This window comes from Pseudomonas sp. B21-021 (assembly GCF_024749205.1).
Lineage (GTDB): Bacteria > Pseudomonadota > Gammaproteobacteria > Pseudomonadales > Pseudomonadaceae > Aquipseudomonas > Aquipseudomonas paraglycinae.
In genome coordinates this window covers 3,332,716-3,344,312 of sequence record NZ_CP087192.1, presented here as the reverse complement: position 1 = coordinate 3,344,312, position 11,597 = coordinate 3,332,716, and the positions used below count along the sequence as shown (strand labels likewise).

The window sequence follows — 11,597 nt, the reverse complement described above, 5'->3', positions numbered from 1 at the left end:
TCTGTCTCGGATCAGGACTCGACCATGCTCAAGAATCGTTTGAAAGACCCCGGTCTTCTCGCAGAACTCGCTTATGTGAACGGCCAGTGGATCGGCGCAGATGACCGCGCGACCCTGGATGTCGTCGACCCGGCCAGCGGCGAATTGATCGGCCGCGTGCCCGCCATGCAAGGCGTGGAAACCCGACGCGCCATCGATGCCGCCGAACGGGCCTGGCCTGCCTGGCGAGCACGACCGGCCGCCGAACGTGCGGCGCTGCTGGAGCGTTGGTATCAGGCGATGATCGACAACCTCGACGATCTGGCGCTGATCATGACCTGCGAACAAGGCAAGCCGCTGAACGAAGCCAAAGGTGAAATCCGCTACGGCGCGGGTTTCGTCAAATGGTTTGCCGAAGAGGCGCGGCGGATTTACGGCGAAACCATGCCGGCGCCCAGCGGCGACCGCCGACTGTTGACCCTCAAGCAACCGGTGGGTGTCTGCGCGGCGATCACGCCTTGGAACTTCCCCAACGCAATGATTACCCGCAAGTGTGCACCGGCCCTGGCGGCGGGGTGCCCGATCATCGTCAAACCGTCGGATCTGACGCCGCTGTCAGCGCTCGCATTGGCGGTGTTGGCTGAGCGCGTCGGCATCCCGGCCGGGGTGTTCAATGTGCTGACCGGTATGCCCGCCGGGATTTGCGAAGAGCTGACCGGCAACCCGACGGTGCGCAAGATATCCTTCACCGGTTCCACGGCGGTGGGCCGTTTGCTGATGCGCCAGAGTGCCGAACACATCAAGCGGTTGAGCCTGGAACTCGGCGGCAACGCACCGTTCATTGTGTTTGACGACGCTGATCTTGAGCAGGCGATTACCGGGATCATGCTGAGCAAGTTTCGCAACGCCGGGCAGACCTGCGTCTGCGCCAATCGGATTCTGGTACAGAACGGCATTTACCCGCGTTTTGCCCAGCGTCTGGTCGAGGAAGTCGGCAAGCTCAAGGTCGGCAATGGCCTGCAGGACAACGTGACCATCGGCCCGCTGATCAACAAGGCGGCCGTGAGCAAGGTGGCCCGCCACATCGATGATGCCTTGAGCCAGGGTGCGCAGCTGCTTTGCGGCGGCGTTCCGCAGGGCGACAGTCAATTTGTGCAACCGACGGTGCTTGGCGATGCCCACGCCGGCATGCTCCTGGCCAACGAAGAAACCTTCGGACCGGTCGCGCCACTGATGCGGTTCACCGACGAAGCCGAAGCCTTGGCGCTGGCCAATGCCACACCGTTTGGCCTAGGCGCTTATTACTTCACTCAAGACTTGCGTCGCTCATGGCGTTTCGGCGAAGCGCTGGAATTCGGCATGGTCGGCCTCAACACCGGAATCATCTCCATGGAAGTCGCGCCGTTCGGCGGCATCAAGCAATCGGGGCTGGGCCGTGAAGGCAGCAAATACGGTCTTGACGAATACCTTGAAGTCAAAGCCTTCCACATCGGCGGCTTGTAACTTCACAACAACGGGGAGCCATAACTGATGAGCAAGGTCTTCAAGATCGCCGCGATTGCCGGCGACGGGATTGGCAAGGAAGTGCTGCCCGAGGGGCTGCGGGTTCTGGAGCAGGCCGCGAAAAAATGGCAGCTGGACTTGAGCATTGAAGTGCTCGACTGGGCGCATTGCGATTACTACCTGGAACACGGGCAGATGATGCCCGAGGACTGGTTCGAACAGCTCAAGGGCTTCGACGCGATTTACTTCGGCGCCGTGGGCTGGCCGGAGAAAGTGCCGGACCATATTTCCCTGTGGGGGTCGCTGCTGAAATTCCGTCGCGACTTCGACCAGTACGTGAATATCCGCCCGGTGCGCTTGTTCCCTGGGGTGCCATGCCCGTTGGCCGGGCGCGAACCAGGGGACATCGATTTCGTGGTGATTCGCGAGAACACCGAAGGTGAATATTCATCGGTCGGCGGCAAGATGTTCGAAGGCACCGAGCATGAGTTCGTGCTGCAGGAATCGGTGTTCACCCGCCGGGGTGTCGACCGGATTCTCAAGTTTGCCTTCGACCTGGCCCAGACCCGGCCACGCAAGCGGTTGACCGCAGCGACCAAGTCCAACGGCATTTCGATCAGCATGCCTTATTGGGACGAGCGCACCGCGCTGATGGCTGCGCAGTACCCACAGGTGACGTGGGACAAGCAGCACATCGATATCTTGTGCGCGCGGTTCGTTCTGCAACCGGATCGGTTCGATGTGGTGGTTGCGTCCAACCTGTTCGGCGATATCCTCTCCGACCTGGGGCCGGCGTGTGCCGGAACCATCGGCATTGCGCCGTCGGCCAACCTTGATCCGCAGCGACGTTTTCCCTCGCTGTTCGAGCCGGTGCATGGTTCGGCGCCGGACATCTATGGGCAGAACATCGCCAACCCGATTGCGATGATCTGGTCCGGAGCGCTGATGCTCGATTTCCTGGGCAACGGTGACGAGCGTTATCGCGCAGCACACGACGGGATCCTGCAGGCAATCGAGCGGGTGATCGCCGAGGGACCGATCACCCCGGACCTGGGCGGGAAGGGCTCGACCCAGGATGTCGGCAGGACCATCGCCGAGTTCCTCTGAAGCATCGTCATCCTCTGCATGAGTGAGCCTGCTCGCTCGTGCAGAGGGTCTGAATCAGTAACCTTTGTCGCGGTCGATCTGACCGCTCATGGACTCGCCGCGTTCGAAGCTGCGGATATTTTCCAGCAGGACAGCAAATGCACTATCCGGCTGGGTCATTGCCGCGATATGCGGCGTCAGCAGAATCTGCGGGTGGCCCCAGAAAGGATGATCCGCCGGCGCCGGTTCGTTCTGCACCACATCCAGCACCGCGCCGCTGAGTTGCCCGCTGTCCAGCGCTTCGAGCAAGTCTTCTTCCACCAGATGCCCACCGCGCCCCATGTTGATCAGTGCCGCGCCACGCGGTAATTGGCGAAAAAACTCACGATTGAGAATGCCACGGGTCTGCTCGGTCAGCGGTAATACGCACATCACAATGTCGCACTGGCTCAGAAACGCCGGCAGTTGCTCGCGACCGGCAAAGCACTCGACGCCGACAATCCGATGCGCACTGCGCGCCCAGCCCTTAAGGGCAAAGCCCAAGGGCTGCAAGGTGGCGAGAATCTGCTGCGCCTGAGTTCCGAGGCCCATCACCCCCACCCGACGCTGATGCGCCGGCTGCAACAGGTGCGCCTGCCAGCACCGCGCCATCTGCTGCTGGCGATAGCGCAACATATCCCGGTGCAAAGCGAGCACGGCAAAACTGGCGTACTCGCACATGCCTTGAGTGATCCCGGGATCGAGCAGGCGCACCACTGGAAGATTCGGCGGGATGCGGCTCAGATCCAGTTGATCGACGCCGGCCGACAATGCAAACAACACCTGCAGATTCGGCAGCACCGTCTGCAGATCTTCCGGCGCCTGCCACGCCGCCAGGTACTTGATGTCTGTGGGATCGCCGATGTCCGGCCAGGCGCGCCATTCGATGTCCGGGGCATGTTCGGCGAACAGTGCTTTCCACCGTTCGCCGCGCACGGGGTCAGCTTTGTAGAGCAGGGCCATGGTCAATTCCTGAGGAGGTTGAAGGTGCTCCCATGATCGCCCAACGCCAGAGCAGGATCTGTCGAAAGCAGCGCTGCGAACACTGCGCGTCACCTCATATACGCACGCGGCCGGCAGATTCGGCGGCCTGAAGGAATCTGCCGTTTGGCAGGGTGAAAACAGTCGATCCGGATTTCTCAGGGGGCAAGTTCGGCGTTGTTCGTTCCGCACAAGTCTTAATCTTAAGATCCTCTGTAACCACCTCCTGCATTCACTCCGGGCTGCCGGATTCACGAAGGGAAATGCCATGAACAGCCAAGTCGACCAAACGCCTCATTTACTCCGTCAGCGTGATCAGTTCGTGCCACGCGGACTGGTCACCGCTCATCCACTGGTGATTGATCGCGCCCAAGGGGCTGAATTGTGGGACGTGGACGGCCAGCGTTACCTGGATTTCGTCGGCGGCATCGGCGTGCTGAACATCGGCCATAACCATCCCAAAGTGGTTGCAGCGGTGCAGGCCCAATTGCAAAAAGTCTCACACGCCTGCTTTCAGGTGGTGGCCTACAAGCCGTATCTGGATCTGGCCCAGCGTTTGTGCGAAATGATAGGTGGCGAGGAACATTACAAAGCAGCGTTGTTCACCTCCGGCGCCGAAGCCGTGGAGAACGCGGTGAAAATCGCCCGCGCTCACACTAACCGCTCTGCGGTGATCTCCTTCCGCGGCGGTTTCCATGGACGCACCTTGCTCGGCACCACGCTGACCGGCATGAGCCAGCCCTACAAACAGAACTTCGGGCCATTCGCGCCGGAGGTATTTCACACGCCATATCCAAATGCCTATCGCGGCGTTACCAGCGAAATGGCGCTCAAGGCGCTGGACGAGTTGCTCGCCACTCAGGTTGCGCCGGAGCGGGTTGCGGCGATCATCATTGAACCGGTGCAGGGCGACGGTGGCTTCCTTGCGGCGCCGGCACAGTTCCTTCAGGCATTGCGCGAGTTGACCCACAAGCACGGCATCGTGCTGATCCTCGATGAAATCCAGACCGGATTCGGCCGCACCGGCAAGTGGTTCGGTTTCCAGCACGCCGGCATCCAGCCTGACCTGGTCACCGTCGCCAAGAGTCTGGCCGGGGGGCTGCCGTTGTCGGGCGTGGTCGGCAGAGCTGAAATCATGGATTCGCCGTTGCCCGGAGGCCTCGGCGGCACCTACGGCGGCAATGCACTGTCCTGCGCCGCGGCCCTGGCGGTGATCGACGCTTACGAAGAAGAGAAACTGCTCGAACGTGGCGATGCATTGGGCAAGCGCCTGCGTGAAGGTCTGCTGCAGTTGCAGCGCCGTCACCCGCAGATCGGTGACGTACGCGGCACCGGTTTCATGCTGGCCATCGAGCTGGTCAAGAATGATGAAGCGCGCTCCCCGGATGCGGATCTGAACCAGCGTGTGATCGATGAAGCGCGCAAAGGTGGCTTGCTGGTGATCAAGTGCGGCGTCTATCGCAACGTCCTGCGTTTCCTCGCGCCATTGGTGACGACCGAAGCGCAGATCGATGAAGCGTTGCAGATTCTGCAGGCTGCATTGGCACGGGTATTGAACTGATGTCCGCCGGGTTCAGCCGCGCGGTCGCTGGCCAGCGTCGCTGAACCTTTTTGGCGCACGGATTGATGAAACGCATCATCGGAGGCTGTGTACACCATGGGGCTGACTGAATATCGAGCACTGCTCATCGATTGCGACGAAGTCCTGGTTGACCGCGATTCGGGTGTCTGGGCAGCGCTGCAGCCGTTGCTCGACAGCCGGGGCGGGCGCCCGGACAAGGAACAGGTGCTGGGCGAGTTTCGCGAGGTGGTGCAGGGGCTCTATCCCCGCTTTGCCGAACTGGGCTTCAGTGGATTGCTGTGTTTTGCCCATCGCCAATTGGCCGAGCGCTGGAGCCTGAAAGCCAGTTGGGAGGAGGGCATGAGTTTCGCGCGCTCTGCTGCCAACTGGTCATTGTTCGAAGACGCACCGGGAGCGATGCTGTACTTGCGCAAGTTTTATCGCCTGTTGGTGGTGGGCGACCGGGATGCCGAGGATCGCGCCGTGTTGTGCGAGCATCTGGGGATTGTGGCCGATGACTTTATTTCGCTGGCCAGCGATCCGCTGCGGGACGAGGAATGGTTGAATGCCAACGAGCTGAAGCCGGTACACATACTGCGGGTAACCCGACCCGCCGCCCGCGGCCCGGCGCTGACCGATGTGTGTCTGATCGGTCGCGAACGGGGCAAACAACCGACCCCATGCGCTGCGGATTATTGCATCAACAGCATGGCTGACCTGGTCGCACAACATCAGCTGTCTTTACGGCGCTGATTTTGCTAGTAGATTGTCCTACAAATGGCAGTCAAGAGGTTCGCAATGGAAGGTTTAGTCAAACTGGACCGCATCGACATCAGTATCCTGGTTGAGTTGCAGAAGGACGGGCGCATGACCAATGTCAGCCTGGCCGACGCCGTGGGATTGTCGGCCAGCCCCTGTCTGCAACGGGTCAAGCGGCTGGAATCGGCCGGGTACATTTCCAGCTACAAGGCACACCTGAACCTGGCGAAGATCACCGAATCGGTAACGGTCTTCACCGAAATCACCCTGAGTGACCACAAGCGCGAAGACTTCGCCAAGTTCGAGTCGAACATTAGGTTGGTGGATGAGGTGCTCGAGTGCCATTTGATCAGTGGTGGCTACGATTATCTGGTGCGCTTCATGACGCGCAGTATTCAGCACTATCAGGAAGTGATTGAAAGCCTGCTGGATAAAAACATCGGCATTTCCAAGTACTTCAGCTACATCGTTATCAAGTCCCCAGTGCTCAAGGACGGTGTGCCGTTGCGCAAGTTGTTGCGGCACTGAAGCTCCCTACATCCATCAGGTGCGAACCAATAGGGGACAGCTCGCTGTCCCCCATTGTGTGCTAGCCACCAAAGCCGACGATGGCTTTGGTTTCCAGATATTCCTCAAAGCCGTAGACACCAAATTCACGACCATTGCCCGATCGTTTGTAGCCACCGAACGGGGCCATGGGATTCCAGGCCGGGTGGTTGAGCAGCACTTGTCCTGCGCGGATGCGTGAGGCAACGGCGCGTGCATGATCAAGGTCGCGGGATTGAACGTGGGCGCTCAGTCCATACACCGTGTCGTTGGCGATCGCGACAGCCTCATCGAGCGTTTCATAGGCAATGATGCACAGCACGGGCCCGAAGATTTCCTCCTGGGCAATGCGCATGCTCGAATCAACCTCGGAAAATACAGTCGGTCGGGCATAGAAGCCCGTTTCATGACCAGGCATCCGTCCTGGTCCGCCGCAGACGAGTTTGGCCCCTTCACTCAGGCCCGATTCGATCATGGCTTGCACGCGCTTGAACTGGGCCTCATTGGCTATCGGACCGAGTACCGTCTCTTCCGATTGTGGATCCCCCACAATGATCGCGTTCGCGGTTGCAGCGGCCAGTGCCTCGACTTCCGCGAGCCGGTCCCTGGGTACGATCATTCTGGTCGGGGCGCTGCAGGATTGCCCGACATTGCGAAATGCCGTCATCACGCCCAGTGGCACGACGTTGGCGAAGTCGGCATCAGGCAGCAGCACGTTGGGTGACTTGCCGCCCAGTTCCTGGGTGACGCGTTTCACTGTAGGGGCGGCTGCCTGTGCGACCAGCGCACCTGCGCGGTTTGATCCGGTGATCGAAATCATATCGATATCCGGGTGCGCAGCCATGGCGCCGCCGACCTCGGAGCCCGTGCCATTTACCAGATTGAAGACACCCGGTGGCAGGCCGGCGTCATGCACCAGTTGGGCGAAAAGAAGGGCGCTCAGCGGTGACAGTTCGCTCGGCTTCAGCACCACAGTGCATCCAGCGGCAATAGCTGGAGCCACTTTGGCGGTGATTTGATACAGCGGCCAGTTCCAGGGGGTAATGAGACCGCAGACACCGATGGGTTCGCGTTCAATTGCGGTACCGCTTTCGACCGTCTGGAAGCGATAGGTGGACAGCAGGTCACGAGCAATCCGAACGTGTTCGGCCGCCAAGGGCACTTGCATCGCTCGGGCAAAACCGATGGCAGCGCCCATTTCCAGAGAAAGCGCCTGCGCAAGCGACTCTTTTCGCTCAAGGATCAGGTCGTAAATCTTCCCAAGAAAACCCGCGCGCGCTTCGGCGGAAGTCGCAGACCAGCGAGGAAACGCCGCACGCGCCGCAGCGACGGCCCGATCAACGTCTTCGGCCGATCCGCTGGCAACCTCTGCAACTACACTTTCAGTCGCCGGATTGACCACGGGCAAACTGCCAGGCGTTGCCGGCGAACACCAGCCTCCATTGATATAAAACTGTTGAGACGTATGCGAATCCACGGCGTAGGTATTAGAAGATTGTGTTGTCATCCAACTAGCTCCTTAGAGGACTGATGGGGGCTGTTAACAGCAGGAGGAGGGAGGGCAGAGCGGCGCCAGGGCACCGGTACATGCGGTGTCCTGTGGTTTGAATAAGCTAGCAAAAGGGCTCAGTCGAAATATGCCGTTCTTGAAGTCGGCAAGGGATAATCTGCTGTTTCTCAGGGGCGGACGTTGTCTCTGTTTTATCTTTCCAACCTGACAGGTCGCACGCACTCATGCTCACCAACCTCTGGTACGTCGTTCTTCCATCGTCGCAACTGACTGACGGACTGATGCCGGTTCGTTTGCTCGGACAGCCTTTTGTTGCGTTCCGTGATGACGCTGGCGTCGCTCACGTGCTTTCGGATGTTTGCGTGCATCGCGGCGGATCGTTGTCGGGCGGCAGAAGGGTGGGCAACAGTGTGCAATGCCCCTATCACGGCTGGCGATTTGGTGCGGATGGGGTTTGCACGCATATACCTGCGCAGCCGGACCTGCGAATTCCTGCCAAGGCCCGCGTCGACGCCTATCCGACGCTGGAGCGCTACGGCTGGATCTGGGCATTTCTAGGGGACCTGCCTGAGCCTGAGCGTCCGCCGCTACCCGCACTCGACTGGATCGACGATCCTGCCGTGCGGGTGGTATCGGGCCATTTTGACTGGGAGGCCAGTTGGGACCGGATTATTGAAAACGGCCTCGATTTTGCGCATGCACCGTTTGTTCATGGCTCAACTTTTGGCGATCCGGATCATCCCGAGATTGAATCGTTTGATGTCGAAAGCGATATGTGGAGCGGCAAGGCACAAATGCTTATGCGCAGGCCTGCGCGCAAAGGGCTGTTACGGCGCAAATCATCCACCGAGTTTGTCAGTGTGGTCACTGTGCCGGGGTTTCATTTGTCTGGTCCGTGCACGACGCTGGAGCTTGAGTTGCCGAATGGATGGCGGATCTACATCGTCTCGGCGCATGTCCCGATTGACGCCAATCGCACGCGAACCTGGTGGATGATGGGCAGAACATTCCTGCGTTCCCGACTGCTGGATCGCAGGTTCATTGCCAGCAATATCCGTATTTTCGAACAAGATCACGCTGTGCTGAAAAACGTGCGGCCCGAGCGCGTGCCGGACTCGTTTCAGCAAGAGGTTTCATTGAAATCCGATGCACTGCAGATTGCCTTTCGCAGAGGCGTGCTGGCACTGGAGCAGCGCGGCTGGCGTATCGATGAAGAGCGTCTTGCGCGCACGTTTACGGGGCGTATGGCGTGCGCGGTTCCCGGCCCCGAACGTCGTCATGTTCGCGCTTGGGCGATTGAGCCCATTCCCTTGGTGGACGTTACCCACGAACGAGAATAGATGGGTGTCGATCTGGCACTCCGAACCGCCAGTCATCCAGGCGAGCCGGTAATGACCTACAAAGAGTTTTTCGAAGAGCGGCAAAAAGCCCGTTACGGCGGACGGCAATGCACGACGCGTTGCTGCTGATTTGGTCCTCAGCGCGCTCGTCGTCCATCGCCTTCAGATGTCCTCCTCTATGACTTCCTGGGCGACGGCCTTGATTTGCTGCGGGTCATTGATGTCCAGCTGGACGGTGTCGATTCCCGGATTGGCCCGAGCAATCTCATCCAGCAGGGCCTGGCGACGGCCCGCGATGATGACCTGATTGCCGCGCTGGTGAAATGCCTCGGCCAAAGCGCGGCCAATGCCGGAAGTGCCGCCGGTGAGCGCTGAGTTTCATGATTCATATCCTTTTGATAGCGATCAGTTGACGTTGTAGCGCGGCGCGAGCCGGTTGCTCGAGAGCCCGGAGAACAAGGCCTGGCGGCTGGCTTCGTAACGCTCGTAACCTTGCAGGTCGTGCATCGAGGGGATTGAGATCAGCACGCCGTTGTCGAAGTCCTGCAGGGCGCCGGCGACCAGGTCCTGGGCCGACATCACGATGCCCGGATCCAGATGCTCGACAGGCAATCCACCGATTTGCCAGAAGTCCGTCGCGGTTGCGCCTGGCAGGACAGCCTGAATCCGGATGCCTTTATCCGAGAGTTCCTTGTGCAGGGACTGGGTAAACGCGGTGACGTAGGCTTTACTGCCGCCGTACACGCCGTTGAGCAACTCCGGCGCCAGGCTGACGATCGACGAAATATTGATCACGGCGCCTTGTTCACGGGCGACAAAACCTGGAATCGCGGCGTAGGTCAGGCGGGTAAGGGCGGTGACGTTCAGCGTGATCATCTCGGCCATCCGCTCGACATCACTCTCCAGCAGGCCGGTATGGGTGCCGATACCGGCATTGTTGACCAGCAAGGTGATGCTGGCGTCCTCGCGCAACTTGCGTTCTACCTTGGCGAGGTCCTCGGGGCGGCCAAGATCGGCCTGCAACACTTCGATGTTCTGCCGGGTTTCGCTGGTCAGACGACTGGCCAGTGCGTTCAGACGTTCGCGGTTGCGCGCCACCAGCACGAGATCGTAACCCCGGCGGGCAAGGTGTTCGGCGTAAATCGAGCCGATTCCGGTGGACGCGCCGGTGATGAGCGCAGTGCCTTTGTATTGTTGCGTCATGATCAAGCTCCGTGGGTTGTTTGTGGAGCCATGATGAAGGAGGGGACTGATGTCTTAAACGACGTATATGGTAGTGTTTAAGGACATTAAAAAAGGAGTTCAGTCATGCATCGCGTCGGCTATCTGATTACCGAGGGTTTTCAGGTGATGTCCCTGGCAACCCAGGCTGTATTCGAGTTCACCAACATCGTTGCGGGGGAAGATATCTACAAGATCCAGAACTTCTCGATCGACGGTGGGACAGTGCGTTCTTCGTTGGGCATGTACATCGACACGCTGCCTCTGGGCGCCCCGGGATTGGCCGACACCTGGATGATTACCGGTACGCTGACCCCCTTGAACCCGCCAGGTGAAGAGGTGCTGGCCTGCGTGCGCGCCTTCGTCGATGGAGCTCGACGCACAGCAGGTTTGTGCACCGGCTCGTTCGTTCTGGCGCAGGCTGGGGTTCTGGACGATCGAAGGGCGACCACCCACTGGTCCTATGCGAACAAGCTCCGTGAGCTGCATCCAAGAATCGAGGTCGAGGAAGACCGGATCTTTATCGTCGACGGTCCCGTCTGGACGTCGGCAGGCATGACAGCCGCGCTGGACATGGCGTTGGGCATGGTGGAAAAGGATCTGGGCACCGATGTGGCCAGGTCGGTGGCGCACAAACTGGTCATGCATCAACGGCGTTCGGGTGGGCAGTCCCAGCATTCGGAACTGCTTACGCTTGCTCCAAAGTCGGACCGTATCCAAAGCGCGCTGGAGTATGCGCGCACGCACCTGGACCGCCCGCTCAGCGTGGAGGAACTTGCCGACGTCGTGCACTTGAGTCCCAGACAATTCACCCGGGTGTTTACCGCCGAGACAGGCCAGTCACCGGCCAAGGCTGTTGAAAGCCTGCGTCTGGAGGCCGCTCGCGTGATGATCGAGCAAAGTCGTCACAGTCTGGACCGCGTGGCGAAGGAAACGGGGTTTCGAGACCGTCGCCACATGCGCGAAGTATTCATGCGAGGGTTTGGCGTTCCGCCGCAGGCGGTTCGAAGGGATGCCAGGCGGATCGGCCAGGGGGAATACACCTCATCGGGGCGCTAATCCGTAAGCACCC

At 60.0% G+C, this 11,597-nt stretch carries 11 protein-coding genes and 1 pseudogene; 8 read left to right on the top strand and 4 right to left on the bottom strand.

What is annotated here, in order from left to right; translation table 11 throughout:
• The first annotated feature begins 24 nt into the window (after window positions 1-24).
• Complete coding sequence (locus tag LOY31_RS14850) at window positions 25-1,482, top strand: NAD-dependent succinate-semialdehyde dehydrogenase (protein WP_258711741.1); 1,458 nt, start codon at window positions 25-27, stop codon at window positions 1,480-1,482.
• A gap of 27 nt (window positions 1,483-1,509) precedes the next feature.
• Entirely contained in the window at window positions 1,510-2,589 is a 1,080-nt protein-coding gene (locus LOY31_RS14845) for a tartrate dehydrogenase (protein WP_258711740.1), read from the top strand.
• A gap of 54 nt (window positions 2,590-2,643) precedes the next feature.
• Here LOY31_RS14845 and LOY31_RS14840 read toward each other — a convergent pair whose 3' ends face one another.
• The gene (locus LOY31_RS14840) at window positions 2,644-3,570 is read right to left on the bottom strand and encodes a glyoxylate/hydroxypyruvate reductase A (RefSeq protein WP_258711739.1); all 927 of its coding nucleotides are present in this window, start codon (window positions 3,568-3,570) and stop codon (window positions 2,644-2,646) included.
• A gap of 286 nt (window positions 3,571-3,856) precedes the next feature.
• On the opposite strand from LOY31_RS14840, the gene gabT reads away from it, so the two are divergent.
• From gabT to LOY31_RS14825, 3 genes are all read left to right on the top strand, one after another.
• Window positions 3,857-5,149 (top strand): 4-aminobutyrate--2-oxoglutarate transaminase, encoded by a 1,293-nt coding sequence (gene gabT, locus LOY31_RS14835; RefSeq protein ID WP_258711738.1) that lies wholly within the window; start codon window positions 3,857-3,859, stop codon window positions 5,147-5,149.
• Window positions 5,150-5,245: 96 nt separating this feature from the next.
• Window positions 5,246-5,902: a 2-haloalkanoic acid dehalogenase gene (locus tag LOY31_RS14830; RefSeq protein ID WP_085603625.1), complete on the top strand. Its 657-nt coding sequence runs from the start codon at window positions 5,246-5,248 to the stop codon at window positions 5,900-5,902.
• Window positions 5,903-5,947: 45 nt separating this feature from the next.
• Window positions 5,948-6,436 carry an Lrp/AsnC family transcriptional regulator gene (locus LOY31_RS14825; RefSeq protein ID WP_027616181.1) on the top strand — a complete coding sequence of 163 codons (489 nt, stop codon included), beginning with the start codon at window positions 5,948-5,950 and terminating at the stop codon, window positions 6,434-6,436.
• A gap of 61 nt (window positions 6,437-6,497) precedes the next feature.
• Here LOY31_RS14825 and LOY31_RS14820 read toward each other — a convergent pair whose 3' ends face one another.
• Window positions 6,498-7,961, bottom strand: coding sequence for an aldehyde dehydrogenase family protein (locus tag LOY31_RS14820; protein WP_258711737.1), 1,464 nt, complete (start codon window positions 7,959-7,961; stop codon window positions 6,498-6,500).
• A 227-nt stretch (window positions 7,962-8,188) separates the two neighbouring features.
• Between LOY31_RS14820 and LOY31_RS14815 the strand changes: the two genes are divergently transcribed.
• Together LOY31_RS14815 and LOY31_RS14810 are read left to right on the top strand one after the other, a co-directional pair.
• A complete protein-coding gene (locus tag LOY31_RS14815) occupies window positions 8,189-9,304 on the top strand; it encodes an aromatic ring-hydroxylating dioxygenase subunit alpha (RefSeq protein WP_258711736.1) in 1,116 nt (371 codons plus the stop codon).
• Window positions 9,305-9,433: a YbdD/YjiX family protein gene (locus LOY31_RS14810; RefSeq protein WP_221533250.1), complete on the top strand. Its 129-nt coding sequence runs from the start codon at window positions 9,305-9,307 to the stop codon at window positions 9,431-9,433.
• Window positions 9,434-9,481: 48 nt separating this feature from the next.
• Here LOY31_RS14810 and LOY31_RS14805 read toward each other — a convergent pair.
• Window positions 9,482-9,673 (bottom strand): annotated as a pseudogene (locus LOY31_RS14805) (SDR family NAD(P)-dependent oxidoreductase); the annotation flags it as partial.
• 36 nt (window positions 9,674-9,709) lie between these two features.
• Window positions 9,710-10,507, bottom strand: a complete 798-nt coding sequence (locus LOY31_RS14800; protein ID WP_221533251.1) for an SDR family oxidoreductase — start codon at window positions 10,505-10,507, stop codon at window positions 9,710-9,712.
• Window positions 10,508-10,612: 105 nt separating this feature from the next.
• Between LOY31_RS14800 and LOY31_RS14795 the strand changes: the two genes are divergently transcribed.
• Window positions 10,613-11,584, top strand: coding sequence for a GlxA family transcriptional regulator (locus LOY31_RS14795; protein WP_221533252.1), 972 nt, complete (start codon window positions 10,613-10,615; stop codon window positions 11,582-11,584).
• Window positions 11,585-11,597 lie beyond the last annotated feature (13 nt).

What these genes read in the sequence shown, in the direction of transcription:
- LOY31_RS14850 (WP_258711741.1), top strand. Translation starts at nt 25, where the DNA reads ATGCTCAAGAATCGTTTGAAAGACCCCGGTCTTCTCGCAGAACTCGCT.
- LOY31_RS14845 (WP_258711740.1), top strand. Translation starts at nt 1,510, where the DNA reads ATGAGCAAGGTCTTCAAGATCGCCGCGATTGCCGGCGACGGGATTGGC.
- LOY31_RS14840 (WP_258711739.1), bottom strand. Translation starts at nt 3,570, where the DNA reads ATGGCCCTGCTCTACAAAGCTGACCCCGTGCGCGGCGAACGGTGGAAA.
- gabT (WP_258711738.1), top strand. Translation starts at nt 3,857, where the DNA reads ATGAACAGCCAAGTCGACCAAACGCCTCATTTACTCCGTCAGCGTGAT.
- LOY31_RS14830 (WP_085603625.1), top strand. Translation starts at nt 5,246, where the DNA reads ATGGGGCTGACTGAATATCGAGCACTGCTCATCGATTGCGACGAAGTC.
- LOY31_RS14825 (WP_027616181.1), top strand. Translation starts at nt 5,948, where the DNA reads ATGGAAGGTTTAGTCAAACTGGACCGCATCGACATCAGTATCCTGGTT.
- LOY31_RS14820 (WP_258711737.1), bottom strand. Translation starts at nt 7,961, where the DNA reads ATGACAACACAATCTTCTAATACCTACGCCGTGGATTCGCATACGTCT.
- LOY31_RS14815 (WP_258711736.1), top strand. Translation starts at nt 8,189, where the DNA reads ATGCTCACCAACCTCTGGTACGTCGTTCTTCCATCGTCGCAACTGACT.
- LOY31_RS14810 (WP_221533250.1), top strand. Translation starts at nt 9,305, where the DNA reads ATGGGTGTCGATCTGGCACTCCGAACCGCCAGTCATCCAGGCGAGCCG.
- LOY31_RS14800 (WP_221533251.1), bottom strand. Translation starts at nt 10,507, where the DNA reads ATGACGCAACAATACAAAGGCACTGCGCTCATCACCGGCGCGTCCACC.
- LOY31_RS14795 (WP_221533252.1), top strand. Translation starts at nt 10,613, where the DNA reads ATGCATCGCGTCGGCTATCTGATTACCGAGGGTTTTCAGGTGATGTCC.